Consider the following 20,554-nt stretch of genomic DNA (forward strand, 5'->3'; position numbering starts at 1 on the left):
TCAGAGCTCCGTTTTGTTTTGTCATGGGGCCTCCGAATTTCGGCGAATAGACGGCAGGGCGGACGAATAACAAGGATAGGCGTCAGAAACGGACAGAGGCAGGCAACGTATGCGCTCCGTTTATCCAGGCAAATATTGTATACTATGAATAATGGAAAAAAATGATTTTCTCGACATCAGCGCGGGAAGAAAGGAGCGGACAGGTATGAATGAGACGGAAGCAGGCGGATTTCATCCGCTCATTGCCGAATGGTTCGAGAAGCGGTTTGACCGTCCAACCGATGTACAAGTACGGTCATGGAAGTCGATCCGTCAAGGCAAGCATACGTTGATTGCGGCGCCGACCGGTTCAGGCAAAACATTGGCCGCGCTGCTGCCCTGCCTGAGCCGGATCATGTCGGATAAAGCGGCGGGAGCGGCAGGCGCTGCAGCGAATGCGGGCCGCGGAGTGAAGCTTTTGTACGTTACGCCGTTAAAGGCGCTGAATAACGATATTCATCATCATGTGGTCGACTATATCGACGAGCTGAAGTGGCTGGCGGAGGAGCGTGATGCCGTTTGGCAGGGGCTGTCCGTCGGCGTGAGGACGGGCGATACGCCGCAAAGCGTACGGGCGGCAATGCTGCGCAATCCGCCCGACGTACTGGTGACGACGCCCGAATCGCTGTACCTGCTGCTCACTTCCCCGAAAAGCAGGCTGATGCTGAAGACGGTTGCCTTCTGCATCGTCGATGAAATTCACGATCTGGCCGGCGACAACCGCGGACTGCATTTGTCGGTATCGCTTGAAAGGCTGACCGATTGGGCCGGCGGGACGCCTCAGCGGATCGGCGTATCCGCGACGCAAAAGCCGATCGAGCGGATCGCCCGGTTTTTGGGCGGCTGGGAGATTGAAGCCGCCTGTATGGAAGGCGGCACCGGATCAGGCGGCAGGGCCGAGTGCCGTTACGCTCCGCGTCCGGTCGAAATTGTCGAAAGCCGAATGGACAAGAGCATCAGCCTGCGGGTTACGCTGCCGGAGCAAACGATTTTGACGCAGGACAAACAGGAGTCGATCTGGCGGCCGTTGACGGAGCATCTGTTCGCCTGTATGGAAGGCAGCCGTTCGACATTGATTTTTGTCAACAACCGCAGGCTGTGCGAGCGGTTGACTTTAAGGTTGAACGATCATGCGGGCTATGAAATGGCCCGCTCGCATCACGGCAGCGTTTCCCGCGAGCAGCGGCTCGAGGTGGAGAGTGCGCTCAAAGCGGGCGAGCTTCGCTGTATCGTCGCCACCTCGTCGCTGGAGCTCGGCATCGACGTCGGCTTCATCGATCTCGTGCTGCAGATCGATTCGCCCAAAAGCGCCGCGGCCGGCATTCAGCGGATCGGCCGGGCCGGTCATACCGTCGGCGGCGAAAGCCGCGGTGCCATCGTGGCGCGCACCCGCGGGCAGCTGCCGGAATGCGCGGTGCTCGCTCGCAGTATCGCAGCGCGGGATATCGAGGAGATCCGCGTCCCGCGGTTCGGGCTTGACGTGCTGTGCCAGCAGATCGTTGCGATGGTTGCAGCGGATGATCGGACAGTGGCGCAGCTGCTGCATGTATTTGAAGGGAGCTACGGATACAACGGTTTTCCGCCGGAGCGGCTGGAAGCCGTGCTGCAGGTGCTTTCGGGTTATTATCCATTCGTCCGGCCGCTTGTCGACTGGGATCGGGAAGCCGGGCTTCTGACCCGCCGGAGCTCCACGGCGATGTCCGCCATCATGGGGGCCGGTACGATCCCGCAGGGCAGCGCCTACCCGGTTCATCACGCCGAAAGCCGGATTCATCTCGGAGAGCTCGACGAAGAATACATTCACGAGAGCCGGGTCGGCGATGTGTTCCAGCTCGGCACGAGCTCCTGGAAAATCCAGTCGATCCGCAACGATCGGGTGTATGTGGTCGAGGAAGCGGGCAACACGTTCAGTGAAATTCCGTTTTGGCGCGGAGAAGGTCAAGGGAGATCGTTCGCATTTTCCATGGAAATCGGCGGTTTTCTGGAACAGCTGGAGCAGCGGCTGGACCGTGAATCGAGAACGGTGACATTGGAGTGGCTGATGGACTCGTACGCTTTGGAGGCGGGTGCCGCCGACGAGCTGCTGTCGCTTATTCATTCGCAGAAAGCCGTATCGGCATTGCCGACGCACCGCCGGATTGTGATCGAGCAGTTTCAGGATGATTTGAAGCAGCATCATCTGATCATTCACAGCTGGTTCGGCCGTACGTTCAACCGGACGTGGCAGCTGGCGATGCAGCAGCATGCCGAAAGGCTGCTGCCTGTGCGCCTTTATGCGAACGCCAAGGATAACGGCATCGAATTTATTATGTCCGATGCCGCAGGACAATCGCAGCGGCTGCTTGCGCTCATCCGCGAGGTGACTGCGGATCGCTTGGAGGGATTGCTGAGGCAGGCGGTGCCGGCCTCGCCGCAGTTCGGCATCGCGTTCCGCCGTCTCGCGGAAACTTCGCTGCTCTTGTCCCGCAGCTTTACCCGTATGCCGGCGTGGCAAAAACGGCTGCGCAGCGAGGAGCTGCTGCGGGAATCGCTGCCGTACGCGGAACAGTTCCCGTTTATCGGCGAGGCGATCCGGCAATGTCTGCATGAGGAGCTCGACCTGGACGGCGTAAGGGAAGCGTTAAAGCGGATGAAGAATGGGGAGCTCGAAGTTGTCGTCAAGCAGGCTGGATTTCCTTCGCCGTTCGCCGTGCTGTTTCTTTCCGATTTGGTCAATGCGCAAATGTACGAATCGAATTCGATGGACCGCGACATTCAGTCGCGTCTCATGGGCCTTGACCGCTCGCTTGCGGGCCAATGGTTCGGAGATGCGGCGGCCCCGAACGAGCAGGCAGACCGCGGGATGAGCCGTGAGCCGCAAGACGGGAACAAGCTTGCGGAGAAACAAGCGGACGAAGATCGGTTCGGCGGGGGAGACGGGATTGACGGGAAGTTCGACGGGGGCGAAGGGATCGGTGAGCAGCTCAAGGAGCTTGAGCGGACCGATGACGCCGACCGGCTCGTCAGCGAGCCTGCTGCATTGCTTCAACGGTTAAAGCGGGAAGGCGAACGAACCGAAGCCGAGCTGTCGGGGCTGGTTGCGGCCGGCCGCTTGGAAGCGATGCTGGACACGCTGCGGAGCGAAAAGCGCATTGCTCTTGTTTCCTTGGGCGGGCAGACAACGCCTTATTGGATTTGCGCGGACGAAGCGGATACATACGCCCGATTGGGCAAAGAGCCGCTTGCCGACCGGTTTATCTTGACCCGGTACATCGACCGGCAGGCGGTTATTTCCAGTGAGCGGCTCATGCAAAGATACGGGCTCGGCAGCCAGCGGGTCGACGAGCTTCTGCAGGAGTGGGAGGCGGAAGGACGGATCGAAAGCCAGGCGCCGTCAGCCGTCCCCGGCACGGCCGGGCCGACATGGCTGAACCGGCGGCTTGCCGCCCGTGATACCCGCAGGAGGGCGCTTGAGCTCCGGCATGCGGCCTCAGCTGTCGATCCGGTCAGCTATTGCACGCGGATGATGGCGCTGCAGCATGTGCTGCCCAACACGCGCCTCAGCGGCGAGGATGGGTTGCGGCAAATCATAGCGAAGCTGCAGGGGTTGTATTTCCCGCTATCGCAATGGGAAAGCTCGATTTTCCCGCTTCGTTTACCGGACTACCGCAAGGAAATGCTGGACCGGCTCTGCGCAGCCGGCGAAGTGATGTGGATCGCGCACAAGCAGCCGGAAGAGAAGGAGGGGCGCGTCGCATTCATTTTGACCGAGCGCAAGGAGCTGTATGCGCCGCTGCTCGAGCGGATGAGTCATGCAGCCGCTGCCGATACCGCGATCGCGACCGGTGTAGAAGCGAAGGGCTCGCAGCGGAGAGCGTCGGAAGCCGGCCCGCCGCATCCGGGACAATCGCCGCCGGACGATTCGGGTTCGCTGCGCAGCTCGCAGCTGCCGCAACCGGCGGCCGCCCGGCGGGCACAACCGATCTTGCCGTCGCACTCGCAGCATCATTCGCAGCCGCCGCCGCAGCTACCCGCCGCATTGCCGCCGAGCGTCGGCGGCCTGCTGGAACTGCTGACGCGCAAAGGAGCCAGCTTCTTGTCGGCGCTTAGCCGGGAAACGGGCAAGCTGCCGTCGGAGCTGACTGCGGATTTACTGGACCTTGCATGGCAGGGGCTAGTCTCGAATGATCAGTATGCGCCGCTCCGCTTGAACGGAGGCACGGGCAAGACCGCGGGCGCCAGAGCAAGTGCCGGCAAAGGCTTCCAATCCGGTCTTGGCCGCTGGTACGCGCTTCGTCCGCTGATAGAAGATACAGACAGGGGGGAGCAGGCTTCTCTGGCTGCGTGGATTCATCATTTGCTCGACGGACATGGTCTGATAACGAAGGAGCTGGCGGCTGCGTATTTGCCCTGGACCTGGGATGACATTTACGGGGCGTTGAAGCAGCTGGAAACATGGGGGATGCTGACCCGCGGGCTATGGGTTCGGGATGTGAGAACGCTGCAGTTTTCAACAAAGGAACAGGTGGAGAAGCTGCGTACCCGGGAATGGGGCGGCGATCCCGAACCGGTTGTGCTGCCTTCCACAGATCCGTCCAACCCGTTTGGATTGATCGTAAAATGGCCGAATGTGGACGGAATCGCCTTCGCCAGAAAAAAAGGCAGCGATCTGGTGATGCAGGACGGCCGCTGGCTGCTGTGGATCGAAAACGGCGGAAGGCGGATCTTTACGATGTATGACGCAGACCGGACGGACGGGAGAACAATTACGGACGGTCAAGTCGAACCGGGCGGAGCGGACGGCAACCAAGCCGTGATCAGGAACCAAGCCGTGACCAAGAACCAAGCCGGAACTGTCAAAGCAGCACCGAACGGTAATGTTGACTTAAAGCGTGATAATGCGGCAGCACGCAGCGGGACGGCAGCCGGTCAAGGATCAGCAAACGTCTATGCAATGGCAGATGCGGCTCCTTCGCGTTTGGGCGAAGCGGAGCTGTACGTGCTCCTTCGTTCGGTGGCAGCCGCCTACCTGAGGCTTCCGAATGTAAGGAAGTTTGTCGTCGAGAAGTGGAACGGGGCTCCGGTTCTGCAATCCGTGGCGGCCGAGGTGTTGAGAAAGCTGGGGGCTGAGACGGACCGTCATGCTTTGGTCATTTGGCCGAGCGCATTAAAATAGAAGATGTGTTCAAGGAGAGGGGAACTGGGAGTGGAGCGATTGTGGACAAGATCGTTTATTCAGATGACGATCGGCATGCTGTTTCTTTTTACCGGATTTTACCTGCTGCTGCCGACGCTGCCCTTATTTATTAAACAGTTGGGCGGAAGCGAATCGCAGATTGGTCTTGTCATGGGGGTGTTCACGCTGTCAGCCGTTGTATTCCGTCCGATTGTCGGCGGGCTGCTGGACCGTTACGGCAGAAGGCCGTTTATCGTATGGGGTCTGATTGTTTTCGTGCTGTCGATGTATTTATACGATTGGGTGGGCGGCGTTATCGTATTGCTGGCGTTGCGGGCGCTGCACGGGATGAGCTGGGCGCTGTCCACGACCGCAATAGGAACGGCCATAACCGATATTATTCCGGCCGCCCGCCGCGGAGAAGGAATGGGATGGTACGGAATGGCCATGACGATCGCAATGGCGATCGGACCGATGCTCGGCATTTGGGTCGTGCAGCATCATTCCTTCCACGGTTTGTTTCTATTCGCCACAGGGCTGTCCGTCATTGCGCTCGTTTTGGCGGTGCTGACCCGGATGCCGTTTCAGCCGAAGCCTGCGAAGGGGCGGCTGGAGCTGTTTGAGCGATCGGTGCTGTCCGTGACGGCGGCTATTTTCTTTTTGGCTGTCGCTTATGGGGGGATTACGACATTTCTGCCGCTGTTTGCGGATTCGCTCAAAGTCAATTCCGGCACGTTTTTTCTGGTCTATGCGGTGACGCTTACGCTGGTGCGTCCGGCTGCGGGCAAGCTTTCGGACCGGTTCGGCGAGACCGTTGTCATCGTGCCGGCGCTGCTCGTTACGATTGCCTCGCTGGTTGTGCTGAGCTTCTCCGGCGGGTTGACGGGTGTGGTCGTATCGGCTGTCTTGTACGGAATCGGTTTTGGGTCCGCACAGCCGTCGCTCCAAGCCGCTACCTTGCGTCTGGCCCATCCGGAGCGCCGCGGGGTGGCCAACGCTTCCTTTTTAACTGCGTTTGACTTGGGAATCGGACTCGGTTCGATCGTGCTGGGTGCGGTTTCGCAATATACGGGCTACCCGGCTTTGTTCGCGGTCAGTGCGGCGTCGGTGGCCGTTTCGCTGCTTATTTTCGCCGTGTGGGTAAGAAAGCTGCTCAAGCGCAAGGCTGTGGAAGCGTAAGGCCGTACGTCGTGCGGTATTGGAATTTAAGGCGATTAAGCAGCGAGAAGGTAGGATGGTGTCAAGTTGCTTTCTTTTTTGCATAAAATTTCAACTGCATGGCTGGAACAAGGCGAAGCGGGCCGCCTAAGTGAGGCTGACGTAACAGCGGCAAGCCGGCTGCGCGTACTGCTGTATGCGGGAGAAACGTCCGCGAGCCGGTTGTGGCCCGGGGGCCGTTCGTCAAGAATACCGAGGAGCGGCTTCGGCAGGCTTTACAAGATTACAGGGACGGCAAATTTTAAAAAAACGTTAAAACACATGAAAAGATTGGCAATTAGTGATATAACAAAATAGGAAGCTGTGACAAGCGGCTCACTATTTTACAGTGAACGGAGCGTGTTAAGGATGGAGTATGGCAGATTGGGCAAAAGCGGATTGAAGGTTTCCAAAATCAGCTTGGGCTGCTGGAATTTCGGCAGTCCGACACCCGCCTACGGCATTCCGGGCAGAGTAACGCCCGAGGATTCGATTCGTCTCATTCATCAAGCCTATGACGTGGGCATCAATCTGATCGATAACGCAAACCGGTATACCGGCGGAGAAGCGGAACAAATTCAGGGCCGTGCGATGAAAGGTCGCCGTTCCGACTTTGTCGTCGCCACGAAATTAATGAAACGGGTGGGCGACCGCCCGAATGACGAAGGGCTGTCCCGCGTTCATATTATGGAAGAGGTTGAACGTATTTTGCGGCGCCTTGACACCGATTATATCGATTTGCTGCAGGCGCATGATGTGGACTGGAATACGCCGCTTGAGGAAACGCTGCGCGCGTTCGACGATTTGATCCGCCAGGGCAAAGTCAGATACATCGGCTGCTCCAATTTTCCCGCCTGGGTGCTTGCGAAATCGTTATGGATCAGCGATGTCCGCAACCTGGCCAGCTTCAGCTCGGCGCAGCCCAAATACAATCTGATCAGCCGTCAGGTGGAAAAAGAGGTACAGCCGCTATGCGTCGATCAAGGGATCGGAATGATCATTTACAGTCCGCTGGAAGGCGGTATTTTGACGGGCAAGTATAATAACGGCATCCCTGAGGACAGCCGCATCGGCGACACGAATCCGCTGCTGACCGAGCGGTCGGTCAAAATGAAAGCGCAGGTAGACCGCGTGCAGAGCGGTCTCGCCGTATTGCGGGAGGTCGCTCGACAGCTCGAAAAAACGCCGTCGCAGGTGAGCCTCAACTGGCTGATCAATCGGCCGGCCGTATCCGCGGCGATTATCGGAGCGACCCGTCCGGAACAAATTATCGAGAACGCCGGGGCGACAGGCTGGAAGCTGCCTGAAGAGCTGGCAGCAAAGCTTGAGCAGGCATTCCAGGACAGCGCTCAATGACGAAGCCTCTCTCCGACGTCGAGCTTCCGGCCCGCGTGCGGCAGTGGGCGATCGATTCGGTCGGCCGGGCGGCATCGGTCGTATCGACGCGCCAGCTGCACGGCGGCATGTCGACGACCATTCACAGCGTTGCGCTGCGCGTGGACGGCACGGTACGGCATGTCGTGGTGCGGCAGTTCGACAATGAGGCATGGCTGCTGGAGGAGCCGGATCTGGCTCTTCATGAAGCCGAAAGCCTTCGCCGGGCAGCGCGCACCGGTCTTCGCACGCCGCAGCTTATCGCTTTAGACGAGACGGGCGGCAGCTGCGGTCTGCCGGTTGTCATGATGTCCCGGCTGGAAGGCTCCGTCGTCCTGCGGCCGAGCGAAATGGACCGTTGGCTGCGCGGACTGGCCGCAACGCTTGCACAGCTTCATGCCGCAGCGGCGGACGATTTTCCATGGGACTATTTTACGTATACCGACCCCTTCTCGCTGCAAATTCCGGCATGGTCAAGCTGCCCGCAGCAATGGAGCGACGCGATCCGCATCGTCCAGGGACCGCGGCCTGCCTTCGAGCCGCGCTTCATCCACCGGGACTATCACCCGGGCAACGTGCTGTGGGAGCAGGATGCGGTCAGCGGAGTTGTCGATTGGGTCAATGCGTGCCGCGGACCGGCCGGCATCGATATCGGCCACTGCCGGGTCAATCTCGCCCAACTGTACGGCGTCGAGGAGGCCGACGCATTTCTATCCGCTTATATCGAATTTGCCGGACCCTCCTTCCGCTATGCCCCGTATTGGGATCTATTATCGCTGGTTGATATTTTGTCCGATTCCCCGGCCGTGTATGAGGGCTGGACGGCGCTGGGCATGACCGGGCTGACGGATAAGCTGATGGAGGAACGGCTGGACGCGTATTTGCTGAGCCTGATGCGCCGCACGTCCGAAGCATAAGTCTGTGCTGTGCTAAGCGCGGGCTAGTCCGGCATCCCCAACGACAGCGCAGAGCAGCACCAGATGCAGGCCGGCGCACAGCCATATTGGCGGTGCCAAGCTGTAAGCCGAGCAGCCATAGCCCACGGTCGCCAGTCCGGCAATCGGCAGCCAAAGTTATACGGCAAAACAACCTTAATTCCGGTTCGAATTAAGGTTGTTTCGCGTATGGCTATATGTTGCTTGGCGCTTTCGGCTCCTATTATTTCACGAGCGTTACCGGACAACGGGCATGCTGGATAACGCCATGGCTGACGCTGCCGAGCAGCATCTCCTTGACCAGCCCCATGCCCCGCGTTCCCATCACGATTAGGTCGAAACCTTCATCTTCCGCCACGCGGCATATCACCTTGGCGGGGTCCCCTTCCGCAGACAGCGTCCGGTATTTATAAGCGGTGCCGGCCAGCCGCTGCTCCGCTTCTTTCAAAATGGCACGGCCTTCTTCCTCAAGCCGCTCTTCGATATTGATGCCGACAAGCACCTCGTTGTACGTTACATTCGGTTGAACATACAGTACGATGAGACTTCCCGCCTCTTTTTGGCTGCCGAGCATCGTATGCGCGGCTTCGAGCGCGCGCAGCGACGGCTTGGAGCCGTCAACGGGAACGAGTATATGGCGATACATAGGAAAAGCCCTCCTTTTAAAGTACGGATTAGGATTAATGTGCGGATTCCAACCGGTTAATATGATCCAGATGGCGGCGGCGCAGCAGCAGCGCGGCGACGCCGATCAATACCATCAGGCCGCCGAAGTAAAACGGCGACTCCGGCGTATACCATTCCGACAGCTTGCCGGCGAGCCATGGCGAAATGGCGCCGCCCAGAAACCGGACGAAGCTGTAGGAAGCCGAGGCGATGGATCGTTCGACAGGCGCGGCCTGCATAACGGCGGTCGTGATCAAAGTATTATTGATGCCGAGAAAAATACCGGCCGCAATGACCGCGACGATAACCGTATTCGGCGAATGTGCGATCGTACCGATCGCCATGACGATCAGATCAATGGCGAATAACGTAAGCATAACGGCAATGGAAGCGACGAGGCTGAAGCTTTTTTGAATTTTCGGCGCTACAAATACGGAAGTAATGGCCAGCAGCAGGCCCCATCCGAAAAAGACGTAGCCGAGACCGTGCTCGTCAAGCCCCATCACATAAGGCGCATAAGCCATCAGCGTAAAAAATCCGAAATTGTACAGGAACGCCACGATAGCTAATGTCAGCAAAGCGGGAAAAGCGAGCGCCTTGAACGGATCGGCCAGCGTGCTTCGCTGCTTGGGCTTCGGGATGGGCGGCAGCATGAAGAAAATAAAAATAAAGGCAATTAGCATAAGCACGCTGACGCCGAAGAAAGGCCCGCGCCACGAGATCGAGCCAAGCTCCCCGCCGAGCAGCGGGCCGACCGAGATGCCGAGCCCGAGCGCGGCCTCGTACAATATAATCGCTTTGGCCGTTCCGGAGGTTGACAAACCGACAATCGCCGATAATGCGGTCGCAATAAACAGCGCGTTGCCAAGCCCCCATCCGGCCCGATAGCCGACGATTCCGCCGATGCTGCCGGACATGCCTCCCAAGGCGGAGAAAATAATGATCAGCAAAATACCCGTAAGCAGCGTCCATTTGATGCCGCGGCGGCTGGACACGACGCCTGTAATCAGCATGGCGACCCCGGTGACCAGGTTATAGCTTGTAAACAGCAGCGAAACCTGGCTTTTGGAAGCGTTCAGCTGATTCGCAATCGCCGGCAGGATCGGATCGACCAGTCCGAGACCCATGAACGATATGACGCAAGCGAACGCAACAGCCCAGACAGCCTTAGGCTGCGATAGGAAGCTGCTGCGCTCCTGAAGCTCTTGATGCAATCGTGTTTCTGATTTCATGAAGCATAATCCCTCCTAAATAAATTCGGTCGCCGCAGCTGAACCGCGGCTAATTCCCGATTTCGTCCCGGAGCGTCGAGATTCTCTCTTGAACGCGCTGATGAAGGTCTTTCAGCTCCGCTTCAAACGATTGAATCTTTTGAATTTTTTGCTCCAGCATGCCGATCTGATCCGTCAATGTCTTATCGATGTCGATCAGCTTATCTCGCTGCTCAGCGGGAGTGATGCTGCCTTTGATTTGACGGTATTCCTCCCGCTGCATGTTGAGCAGCCTGGCGATGGAGACGAATTGCTGCAGCTCCTGAAGAGAGAAACCAAGCACTTCTCTCGCCTCCATCATTTTCAGCAGCAGGTCGATGTCGTCTTTCGAATACAGCCGAATCCCGCCCTCGCTCCGTTGGGGCGTCGGCAGCAGCCCGATTTCCTCGTAGTAACGGATCGTTCGCTTCGTTAACCCTGTTTGCCTGGATACATCGTCGATTTTGTACAGCTCCATAACATTCCTCCGTTTAATGTAGATTGTATTTTCTATTTTAATGACAGTTAACGTTAACGTCAACTGTGAATTCACCAATCTTTTAATAATTTGAACTTCACAAGATGTGCCTATGCCGCTTGAGGCAGGGAAGGAAACGGATACAGCTAACTATAAAAATTTTTAATCGAAAAATGATAAAATTATAAATTATACATCGAATTATTCGGGTGATATAATTTTTTACAAAAGATTCACAATATTAAATTCGAGGGGAGAACCCGTAACGAACAACGACAGAGATGAGGACCCCATATGGAGCTGGTTTACCGCTATATCGAAGAGCATCAGGATATGTATGTAAAATGGCTGCAGGATTTGTGCCAAATTCCGAGCGTTTCCACCCAAAACCGGGGAATTCGGGAAGCCTCGCACATGGTTGCGAGCTTGCTGCGGCAGCTGGGCGGCATTACCGAAATGATCGAAACGAACGGTCACCCGGTTGTTTACGGCCAATTTTTATTCAACGGCAAGAAAACGATTTCATTTTATAATCATTACGATGTGCAGCCGGAGGACCCGATAGAAGCGTGGCACTGCGACCCTTTTGCTGCCGAAATCCGTGGCGACGTATTGACGGCGCGGGGGAGTGCGGATAATAAAGGCGCTCTTATGGCACGTATTTGCGCGATCCATGCGTATCAGCAAGTTTACGGAGAGCTTCCGGTCAACATCAAATTTATCGTGGAAGGTGAGGAGGAGAAGGGAAGCATCAACTTGCCCGATTTTATCGGTCGACATCCGGATAAAGTGCAGGCCGATCTGTGCATTTGGGAAAACGGAATTATTTATGCGGATAAAAGCATCGAGCTGAAAATGGGTACGAAAGGGATACTCTATATCGAACTGGCGGTACAAGGCGCCAACTCGGATATGCATTCCTTAAATGCGGCTGTCGTGACAAATCCGGCCTGGCGGCTGGTATGGGCGCTTGCCACCTTGAAGGACGACAAGGAACGCATACAAATCGACGGCTTTTACGATCGCGTTGTCCCGTTGTCCGATGAAGAGCGGCGCATTCTGGAAACGATGGATTACCCGGAAGGCGATACTTTGCAGCGGTACGGGCTGGATCAATTTTTATTGAGCTTGACCGGCATGCCGCTCAAGGAGAAGCTTATTTTTCAGCCTACCTGTAATATTTGCGGTATTTACTCCGGCTATTCGGGCGAAGGCTCCAAAACGGTGCTGCCTTCGGAAGCACGGGCCAAGCTTGATTTTCGCCTGGTGCCGGATCAGGACCCCGAGGAAATCGTGCGGCTGCTGAGAGACCATCTGGACCGTCACGGCTTTGAGGATATTGAAATCAAGGCGCGAAAAGGGACGCGGGCGGCCAAAACCGATCCCGGCCATCCGCTGGTGCAAAAGGTGATGCGGGCTGCCGAGAAAGTGAGCGGCAAAGCGCCCCAGAAGGTGCTGATGAATCCCGGCTCCGGTCCGATGTACCAGCTTTGCCAGCAATTCGGCATTCCAACCGTCGGTTTCGGCGTAGGAAATGCCGATTCCAGGAAACATGCACCTAATGAAAATATTTACGTGAGCGATTATATTTATGGTATCAAAATGGTTGCCGCGGTGCTTCGCGAGTTTGTGTAAGCAAACCTTTCTATAAAATCATTTTGCCAAAGAATGAGGGGGAAATTATTTTGAAAAAAGCTTCATTAGCACTTGTATTAGCGATAGTTCTGCTTCTGACCGCTTGCGGCGGTGGAGCGCCGGCCGGGGATGGAAATGCCGCTGCGCCTAAAGATCTCGTAGTCGCCTTTGGCTCGGAGCCCGTTACCCTGGATCCTCAAGATACGAGCGACGGCATTTCCAATAACGCGAACGAGCTTATTTTCGACAAGCTGGTCACTTTGGATAAAAACAATAACATCGTTCCGCAGCTGGCGACCGAATGGACCACAGCGCCGAACGGCAAAAAGATTACGTTCAAGCTTCGCGAAGGAGCGAAATTCCAGGACGGCACACCTGTCAATGCGGAAGCCGTGAAGTTTACGTTTGACCGCGTTATCAATAAGGAAAACAAGCTGAACCGTTATTCGTTGTATGCGGAATTCATCGACAAAGTGAACGTGGACAGCGAATACCAAATCAGCTTCGATCTGAAATTCCCATTCGGTCCTGCGCTGATTACGTTTGCTCATACGAACGGCGGGATCCACAGCCCTAAAAATGTGAAGGAAAAAGGAAAAGATGTCGGCAAATCTCCTGTCGGCTCCGGTCCTTATAAATTGAAAAATTGGATTCCGGGCGACAAAGTCGTATTCGAAGCGAACCCTGATTATTGGGGAGACAAGCCGAAAATGAATACGATCACGTTCAAAACCGTGGCCGAAAACTCTGCGCGCTCCATCATGCTGGAAACCGGCGAAGCCGATATTATCGTGCCTGTCGTGACGACCGACGTAGAGCGTTTGAAAGCTAACGATAAAATCAAAATCAATGTCGAGCCAAGCTCGCGCAATCTGTACATGTCGATTAATACGACGCGCGCGCCGTTCGATAATGCCAAAGTGCGCCAGGCTTTGAACTATGCAGTCGATAAAGAAACGATCGTGAAAAAAATTATGTCCGGTCAAGCCAAAGTATCCGAAGCGGCGATCGGCGATCTGGTATGGGGTTATTCCTCCGTAGGCGCTTACCCGTACGACCCGGAAAAAGCGAAGCAGCTGCTGGCGGAAGCCGGTGTGGCGCCGGGCACGACGATCAAATTGTGGACGCCGGACGGCCGTTACTTGATGGACCGCCAAATCGCCGAGTTTATTCAAGGCAATCTGCAAGCGGTAGGCTTTAAGGTCGATTACCGCAAATGGGAATTCGGCGCCTTCCAGGAGGCTACCCGTGATCCGAAAGCGGAATTCAACCTGGCGCTGAACAGCTGGGGCACGTCTACGAATGATGCGGACTGGGGCTTGAGACCGATCTTGATGACGAAAGGTGCGAGCAACTATTCCAAGCTGTCCAATCCGGAAATCGACGCTTTGATCGATAAAGGAATGAAAACGGCCAACGCGGACGAACGCAAAAAAGTGTATGGCGACGCGCTCAAGCAAATCAAAGAACAAGCGCCATGGATTTTCCTGCTGGACTACAAGCAAACGACCGGCTACCAAAGCAGTCTGGAAAATGTGTACAACTGGAACAACGAGCGGCTCATATTGCGCGATGTTGTAAAAAAATAACGGCTTCACTCAACCTAGGGGGATCGCATCCCCCTATTCTATGCTTGTAAAAGGAGGTAGCAAGGTTGTTTAGCTACATTGTAAAGCGTGTGCTGCAAATGATTCCAACCTTGATCGGCGTATCGATTCTTGTCTTTATTCTGATTCACTCGGTGCCTGGAGATCCTGCCCGGCTGGTTGCCGGCAATGACGCATCCGAAGAGGATGTCGCGCTTGTCCGCGACCGCCTCGGGTTGAACGAGCCGTTGTACGTACAGTACGGAACGTATGTGGCCAACCTGGTCACGGGAGACCTCGGCACATCGCTTCGCTCCAACCGGCCGGTGCTCACGGAAATTTTAACAAGATTCCCGACTACGATTATGCTGACGGTCATGGCGATCGTCATTATGATTGTCGTGGGGCTGTTCGCCGGCATATTTTCCGCTACCAAGCCGAACAGCTTAAGGGATAACGCGACCATGATGTTTTCGCTGTTCGGCATTTCGATGCCGGTGTTCTGGCTGGGGCTCATGCTCATCCTCATTTTTTCATTTTACTTGCGCATCCTGCCTTCGGGCGGCAGCGACAGCTTCAAATATTTTATTCTCCCGGCGGTGGCCATAGGACTTTCGTCATCGGCGATATTGGCCCGGCTCACCCGCTCATCGGTGTTGGAAGTGATCCATCAGGATTTTGTCCGCACGGCCCGCGCTAAAGGCGTCAAGGAGAAGCTCGTTATTTACAAGCATACCTTGAAAAACGCGCTCATCCCGATCATTACGATCATCGGATTGGAATTCGGCCATTTGCTCGGTGGCGCGGTTCTTGCCGAAACGGTATTTTCCATGAACGGGCTTGGACGATACGTCATCCAGTCGATACAGTTCCGCGATTACCCGGCCATTCAGGGCACCGTGCTGTTCATTGCCGCCATCTTCGTTATCGTCAACCTGATCGTCGATTTGTGCTACAGTCTGGTTGATCCGAGAGTCAGATACGATTAAGAACCGATTGAGGGAAGGAGCCCATTCATGAGTCAATCAGCCTCATTAACACAAGCTGACAACAACACGGGCAATGCGCTCGAGCAGACATATACGCCGCGTTCGCCGATGCAAATGATGGTGAGCCGGTTCAAAAAAAATAAACGGGCGATGGTCGGCCTATGGATGGTCGCGGTGTTTGTCGTCGTCGCGCTGCTTGCGCGCTGGATCGCGCCGTATGATCCGTACGATCAAAATATGCAGATCATGCTGGAATCCCCTTCATGGAGCCATCCGTTCGGAACGGATGAATTTGGCCGGGACATTTTATCGCGGGTCATTTACGGGGCGCAAATTTCGCTGATGATCGGTATTGTCGGCGTATTGATTTCCGTCGTATTCGGGGTCGCGCTCGGCACCATTGCCGGCTATTTCGGAAGCTACATCGATTCTTTGATTATGCGGATCATGGATATTTTTATGGCGTTCCCGAGCTTCCTGCTGGCACTTGCAATCGTCAGCGTGCTGGGGCCTAGCATGGCCAACGTGATGATTGCGATCGGTATTTTTTCCGTGCCGACCTTCGCCCGGATATCCAGAAGCGCCGTCATTTCCGTCAAAAATAAAGAGTACATCGAAGCCGCCAAAGCGATGGGCGCAACGAACGGGCTCATTATTTTTAAGCACGTCATTCCGAACAGTATCGCCCCGATCATCGTTTTGTCCACACTGCGGATCGCTACCGCCATTTTGACGGCGTCGGGCTTAAGCTTCCTCGGCATGGGCGCGCAGCCTCCGACACCGGAATGGGGAGCCATGCTCAGCACGGGACGCGAATATTTGCGGACATCGCCGCATGTAAGCACGATCCCCGGACTTGCGATCATGTTCATGGTGCTGGCCTTTAACATGCTGGGCGACGGGCTGCGGGATGCGTTGGATCCGAAGATGAAGCTGTAAACGGGCTGTGCTGCGGATCGGAACATTCGTACGGAACGAATCTGTAAACAGGAGGCCAACATGAACAAAAAGCTTCTCGACATTAAACAGCTTAAAACGTATTTTTATTCCGATGAAGGAGTTGTTCCGGCAGTCGATGGCGTGGATATTGCCATATTCGAGGGCGAGACGGTCGGCATTGTCGGCGAGTCCGGCTGCGGGAAAAGTGTAACCTCTTTAACCGCGATGCGGCTGACGCCGGGCAAAGTGGTCGGAGGATCGATCGAGTTCGACGGCAAAGATTTATTGGCGATTTCGGAGGCGGAGATGCGGAGCATTCGCGGCAACGAAATGGCGATGATCTTTCAGGAGCCGATGACTTCCTTGAATCCGGTATTTACGATCGGCCAGCAAATCGGTGAGGCCGTGCAAATCCATATGAATTACAGCAAGCAGCAGGCGAAGACGCATGCGGTAGAGATGCTTAAGCTGGTCGGCATACCCAGACCGGAGCAGATCGTCGACGAATATCCGCATCAGTTGTCCGGCGGGATGAGGCAGCGCGTCATGATTGCGATGGCGATGTCATGCCAGCCGAAGCTGCTCATTGCCGACGAGCCGACGACAGCGCTGGACGTTACGATACAGGCGCAAATTCTCGATCTGATGCGGAAGCTGAGAGCCGAGCGAAACACTTCGATTATGATGATTACCCACGATCTGGGCGTCGTAGCCGAAATGTGCGACCGCGTCATCGTCATGTACAGCGGGAAAGTGGTGGAAGAAGGCGACGTCGTTACGATATTCACCAATCCGCAGCATCCTTATACGCAGGGCTTGATGAAATCGATACCTACGCTGGATTCGAACGAAAAGAGATTGTATTCGATTAAGGGCAACGTGCCGATTCCGGGCAGTTTGCGGGAAGGCTGTTCCTTCGCTCCAAGATGCGAATATGCGATGGACGTCTGCCGGCGGCAAGCGCCGCAGCTGGAAGAAGTCGAATCCGGACACAGCAGCCGCTGCTGGCTTCATTCATCCGATCAGGGGGAGACCCGAAATGAAAACACCGCTCATTGAAGTAACGAATTTGAAAAAATATTTTCCGATTAAAAAAGGGCTGTTCAGCCGGACCGTTAATCATGTAAAAGCGGTCGACGGCCTTGATTTTACCATTTATAAAGGAGAAACGTTAGGCTTGGTCGGTGAAAGCGGCTGCGGCAAATCGACAACCGGAAGAACGCTGCTGCAGCTGCTCCAGCCGACCGAGGGCGAGGTGCGGTACGAGGGCACCAACCTCGTCGGCCTGAAGCCGGCCGAGCTGAGAAAGCTGCGCCGGGATTTGCAGATAGTGTTCCAGGATCCTTACGCGTCCCTCGACCCGCGGCTGACGGTTGGCGACATTATCGCCGAGCCGCTCAAAATTCACGGGATCGCCCAGGGCAAAGAAGCCGACCGCCAAGTCGAGGAGCTGCTGAACGTCGTCGGGCTGAGCGGCTACCATGCCAAGCGGTATGCGCATGAATTCAGCGGCGGACAGCGCCAGCGGATCGGGATCGCCCGCGCTCTGGCGTTGAAGCCGAAGCTGATCGTCGCCGACGAGCCGGTATCCGCGCTCGATGTCTCGATTCAGTCGCAGGTGATCAACCTGATGCAGGATTTGCAGGAGCAGTTTCAATTGACCTATTTATTCATTGCCCACGACTTGAGCGTCGTGAAGCATATCAGCGACCGGATCGGTGTCATGTATTTGGGCCGGATTGTGGAGCTTTCCGATAAAAACGAGCTGTTTGCAAATCCGAAGCATCCTTACACCAAAGCTTTGCTGTCAGCCGTGCCGATTCCGAATCCGCTCGTGAAGAAAGAAAGGATCGTGCTGCAGGGCGATGTGCCGAGCCCGGCCAATCCGCCTTCCGGCTGTACGTTTCACCCGCGCTGCAGCGAATGCATGGCCGTATGCCGGACGGAAAAGCCGGCGTTAAAAGAAGTGGACGGCCAGTTCGTGGCATGTCATTTATACAACTAATGAGATTGTTTTTCGGAGGTAGTGGGAATGAACAACACCAAACAGAGCATTTACGCTTCGGTTGACGGTCTGAGCGAAAAGATTATCGCAATTAACGACTTCATTCATGATCATCCGGAATTGGGAAATAATGAATTTCAAGCGGTGGAGCTGCTGACCCGTACATTGGCGGAGCATCATTTTCAGGTCGAGCGGGGAATCGTATCGCTGCCAACGGCGTTTAAAGCGACGTTTACGAACAAGGAAAGCGGTCCGATCATCGGCCTGCTGTGCGAGTACGACGCGCTGGAAGGATTGGGCCATGGCTGCGGACATAATCTGCAGGCTTCGTCGATTGTCGGTGCCGCGATCGCGCTGTCGCAAAATTTGGGCGACCTGCCGGCAACCGTCGTCGTATACGGCACGCCCGCGGAGGAAACGACCAGCGGCAAGCTGCCGATGATCAAAGCGGGCGTTTTCGATGACCTGGACGTCGCATTAATGATGCATGGCGGCGACCGCACTACCGTAGACGGCAAATCGCTTGCGATGAATTTGATCGATTTTATTTTCGAAGGCAAAGCCGCACATGCCGCAGTCGCCCCCGAGAAAGGAATCAGCGCGCTGGACGGCGTATTAATGACCTTCAACGCGATCGAATATTTGCGCGAGCATGTCCGCCCCGACGTTAAAATTCACGGCGTTATAACGAATGGCGGCACCGTCGCCAATATCGTTCCCGACCATGCGGTAGCCCAGTTCTATGTACGGGCCGCCGACCGCCCTTATTTGGACACGGTGCTGGAACGCGTATACAATGCGGCGCGCGGCGCGGCGCTCTCGACCGGCAGCAAATTAACGATTAAAGAGATCAAGCGCTGCGAAAATAAAGTCAACGTCGAAAAGCTGAATCAAGTATTATTGAAAAATGCGGCGGAAGCCGGCATTCAGGAAATATCGCCGCCGCGGACGAGCACAGGCTCGACGGATTTCGCGAATGTTACTTATATCATTCCCGGCGCCTGTCTGCGGGTTGCCTTCGTTCCTTTCGGAACGGCCAGCCATTCGACCGAATGGGTTGAGGCGGGTACGAGCGAAGCGGGTCACCGGGCCGTTATTTCGGCGGCCAAAGCGATTGCCGGCTCGGCTTACGAGCTTATCGCCGTCCCCGATTTATTGCAGGAAATTAAAGAAGAATTCCGTCAAGCCAAGCAATCGTACGTTATGAATTAAGCGCAAGCGGCCATTATCTGTAATAGACCGAACCGTAAAAAGACTGAAGAAATGGATCGCAACGGCAATTCGCATTCTTCAGTCTTTTTTTATTGAAAGGAAGGGGCTATTCGAATTGAATGAAGTTCAACGATTTGATCAGATTGACAAACTCGTTGACCAGATTCAGCTCCAATGAAGCTTCTTTATAGATCAGCCACGTTTTTCTGAGCAGCGGCAGTCCGTTCTGGAATTGCATCGGATATTTATGAAACCGGTCGTCCGCAGCCAGACAAATTTGCGGAACGATGGAATAGCCGAGCCCGTATTTGACAAGCTGCTTGCACGTTTCGTAATTGTTGACGTTCATTGTAATCATAGGGGGAACGCTGTACCAGTCCTTCCACCAGCCGTCGATGACTTCCATCAAAAACGTGTCCGGCTTATAGCCGAATTTGTTCGGTGGCAGCGTGCTGGGCCGGTAATTGATCCTGGGCAGCCGGGGCAGCTGCTTCATGTCGATTTCATCCCTGGAAATCACATAGAAAGGGTCTTCGCTGATTAAATATTTTTGATCGATCCAGTTGAATTCGCCTCTCACGATCCCGACGTGAATGCTGCCGTTTTCCAGCGATTGAAATATTTCCTGATTCGTACTGGTGTTCAAATAAATTTGCACCTTGGGAAACCGCCCTTGAAATTGTTGAAGCACCGGCGCAAGCTTATACTGCGTGAAATGGCCCGATACGCCCAGACGCAACGTTCCTTGAATTTCGCTTTTCAAATTGATAATTAGCTCCTTGAAGCGCTGCTCCTCCTGCAGCGATTTCCGCGCATAGTCGACGAGGTGCTTGCCTTCGGACGTAAATTTAATGTTTTTTCCCGACTTTTGAATGATTTGCAGCTGAAATTGCTTCTCAAGCTGCCGGATTCTATACGTTAGGGCGGGCTGGGTAATATATAGGCGTTCCGCCGCCTTGGACAAATTTTGCTCCTCATATATAATGAGTAATACTTTACAGTCTTTCTCGTCCATGCCGCAACCCCTTTATTGATTCGTCGTCTGCCTGCGTTCAGGCTTTCGTGATCGCCTGAACGTTTAGCTACATTATATC

16 protein-coding genes are annotated in these 20,554 nt (G+C 55.3%); 12 read left to right on the plus strand and 4 right to left on the minus strand.

What is annotated here, in order from left to right:
• The first annotated feature begins 205 nt into the window (after positions 1-205).
• The 5 genes from E1757_RS03850 to E1757_RS03870 all read left to right on the plus strand — a co-directional run bounded on the left by E1757_RS03850 (position 206) and on the right by E1757_RS03870 (position 8,682).
• Complete coding sequence (locus tag E1757_RS03850; protein ID WP_246078997.1) at positions 206-5,194, plus strand: DEAD/DEAH box helicase; 4,989 nt, start codon at positions 206-208, stop codon at positions 5,192-5,194.
• Positions 5,195-5,224: 30 nt separating this feature from the next.
• Positions 5,225-6,373 carry an MFS transporter gene (locus E1757_RS03855; protein WP_133225474.1) on the plus strand — a complete coding sequence of 383 codons (1,149 nt, stop codon included), beginning with the start codon at positions 5,225-5,227 and terminating at the stop codon, positions 6,371-6,373.
• A 203-nt stretch (positions 6,374-6,576) separates the two neighbouring features.
• Positions 6,577-6,657, plus strand: coding sequence for a pirin-like C-terminal cupin domain-containing protein (locus E1757_RS37150; protein ID WP_425464818.1), 81 nt, complete (start codon positions 6,577-6,579; stop codon positions 6,655-6,657).
• 103 nt (positions 6,658-6,760) lie between these two features.
• Complete coding sequence (locus E1757_RS03865) at positions 6,761-7,747, plus strand: aldo/keto reductase (RefSeq protein ID WP_133225475.1); 987 nt, start codon at positions 6,761-6,763, stop codon at positions 7,745-7,747.
• Complete coding sequence (locus E1757_RS03870; RefSeq protein WP_133225476.1) at positions 7,744-8,682, plus strand: phosphotransferase family protein; 939 nt, start codon at positions 7,744-7,746, stop codon at positions 8,680-8,682. Before E1757_RS03865 ends, E1757_RS03870 begins: the two co-directional genes overlap by 4 nt.
• Before the next feature lie 241 nt (positions 8,683-8,923).
• Here E1757_RS03870 and E1757_RS03875 read toward each other — a convergent pair whose 3' ends face one another.
• Genes E1757_RS03875 through E1757_RS03885 form a run of 3 tightly spaced genes read right to left on the minus strand, consistent with a single transcriptional unit; the run spans position 8,924 to position 11,094 of the window.
• The gene (locus tag E1757_RS03875) at positions 8,924-9,346 is read right to left on the minus strand and encodes a universal stress protein (protein ID WP_133225477.1); all 423 of its coding nucleotides are present in this window, start codon (positions 9,344-9,346) and stop codon (positions 8,924-8,926) included.
• A gap of 34 nt (positions 9,347-9,380) precedes the next feature.
• Positions 9,381-10,598 carry an MFS transporter gene (locus E1757_RS03880; protein WP_133225478.1) on the minus strand — a complete coding sequence of 406 codons (1,218 nt, stop codon included), beginning with the start codon at positions 10,596-10,598 and terminating at the stop codon, positions 9,381-9,383.
• Positions 10,599-10,647: 49 nt separating this feature from the next.
• Entirely contained in the window at positions 10,648-11,094 is a 447-nt protein-coding gene (locus E1757_RS03885) for a MerR family transcriptional regulator (RefSeq protein ID WP_133225479.1), read from the minus strand.
• A gap of 294 nt (positions 11,095-11,388) precedes the next feature.
• Here E1757_RS03885 and E1757_RS03890 point away from each other — a divergent pair, with 294 nt between their 5' ends.
• From E1757_RS03890 to E1757_RS03920, 7 genes are all read left to right on the plus strand, one after another.
• Entirely contained in the window at positions 11,389-12,729 is a 1,341-nt protein-coding gene (locus tag E1757_RS03890; RefSeq protein WP_133225480.1) for a M20/M25/M40 family metallo-hydrolase, read from the plus strand.
• Positions 12,730-12,779: 50 nt separating this feature from the next.
• Complete coding sequence (locus tag E1757_RS03895; RefSeq protein WP_165971941.1) at positions 12,780-14,318, plus strand: glutathione ABC transporter substrate-binding protein; 1,539 nt, start codon at positions 12,780-12,782, stop codon at positions 14,316-14,318.
• A 65-nt stretch (positions 14,319-14,383) separates the two neighbouring features.
• Positions 14,384-15,304 carry a nickel ABC transporter permease gene (gene nikB / locus E1757_RS03900; RefSeq protein WP_133225482.1) on the plus strand — a complete coding sequence of 307 codons (921 nt, stop codon included), beginning with the start codon at positions 14,384-14,386 and terminating at the stop codon, positions 15,302-15,304.
• Positions 15,305-15,331: 27 nt separating this feature from the next.
• Positions 15,332-16,243: a nickel transporter permease gene (gene nikC, locus E1757_RS03905; RefSeq protein WP_220446480.1), complete on the plus strand. Its 912-nt coding sequence runs from the start codon at positions 15,332-15,334 to the stop codon at positions 16,241-16,243.
• A 60-nt stretch (positions 16,244-16,303) separates the two neighbouring features.
• A complete protein-coding gene (locus E1757_RS03910) occupies positions 16,304-17,302 on the plus strand; it encodes an ABC transporter ATP-binding protein (protein WP_133225483.1) in 999 nt (332 codons plus the stop codon).
• Positions 17,283-18,248 carry an ABC transporter ATP-binding protein gene (locus tag E1757_RS03915; RefSeq protein WP_133225484.1) on the plus strand — a complete coding sequence of 322 codons (966 nt, stop codon included), beginning with the start codon at positions 17,283-17,285 and terminating at the stop codon, positions 18,246-18,248. Before E1757_RS03910 ends, E1757_RS03915 begins: the two co-directional genes overlap by 20 nt.
• A 27-nt stretch (positions 18,249-18,275) precedes the next feature.
• Positions 18,276-19,460, plus strand: coding sequence for a M20 family metallopeptidase (locus tag E1757_RS03920; protein WP_133225485.1), 1,185 nt, complete (start codon positions 18,276-18,278; stop codon positions 19,458-19,460).
• Positions 19,461-19,566: 106 nt separating this feature from the next.
• On the opposite strand, the gene E1757_RS03925 is transcribed toward E1757_RS03920, so the two are convergent.
• Entirely contained in the window at positions 19,567-20,475 is a 909-nt protein-coding gene (locus tag E1757_RS03925; protein ID WP_133225486.1) for a LysR family transcriptional regulator, read from the minus strand.
• Positions 20,476-20,554: the final 79 nt, after the last annotated feature.

Origin of the sequence: Paenibacillus piri (assembly GCF_004354045.1) — a bacterium.
Classification (GTDB): Bacteria; Bacillota; Bacilli; order Paenibacillales; family NBRC-103111; genus Paenibacillus_S; species Paenibacillus_S piri.

Excerpts from the sequence above, each read along its gene's own strand:
- E1757_RS03850 (WP_246078997.1), top strand. The coding sequence starts at position 206 with ATGAATGAGACGGAAGCAGGCGGATTTCATCCGCTCATTGCCGAATGG.
- E1757_RS03865 (WP_133225475.1), top strand. The coding sequence starts at position 6,761 with ATGGAGTATGGCAGATTGGGCAAAAGCGGATTGAAGGTTTCCAAAATC.
- E1757_RS03870 (WP_133225476.1), top strand. The coding sequence starts at position 7,744 with ATGACGAAGCCTCTCTCCGACGTCGAGCTTCCGGCCCGCGTGCGGCAG.
- E1757_RS03875 (WP_133225477.1), bottom strand. The coding sequence starts at position 9,346 with ATGTATCGCCATATACTCGTTCCCGTTGACGGCTCCAAGCCGTCGCTG.
- E1757_RS03880 (WP_133225478.1), bottom strand. The coding sequence starts at position 10,598 with ATGAAATCAGAAACACGATTGCATCAAGAGCTTCAGGAGCGCAGCAGC.
- E1757_RS03885 (WP_133225479.1), bottom strand. The coding sequence starts at position 11,094 with ATGGAGCTGTACAAAATCGACGATGTATCCAGGCAAACAGGGTTAACG.
- E1757_RS03890 (WP_133225480.1), top strand. The coding sequence starts at position 11,389 with ATGGAGCTGGTTTACCGCTATATCGAAGAGCATCAGGATATGTATGTA.
- nikC (WP_220446480.1), top strand. The coding sequence starts at position 15,332 with ATGAGTCAATCAGCCTCATTAACACAAGCTGACAACAACACGGGCAAT.
- E1757_RS03910 (WP_133225483.1), top strand. The coding sequence starts at position 16,304 with ATGAACAAAAAGCTTCTCGACATTAAACAGCTTAAAACGTATTTTTAT.
- E1757_RS03915 (WP_133225484.1), top strand. The coding sequence starts at position 17,283 with ATGAAAACACCGCTCATTGAAGTAACGAATTTGAAAAAATATTTTCCG.
- E1757_RS03920 (WP_133225485.1), top strand. The coding sequence starts at position 18,276 with ATGAACAACACCAAACAGAGCATTTACGCTTCGGTTGACGGTCTGAGC.
- E1757_RS03925 (WP_133225486.1), bottom strand. The coding sequence starts at position 20,475 with ATGGACGAGAAAGACTGTAAAGTATTACTCATTATATATGAGGAGCAA.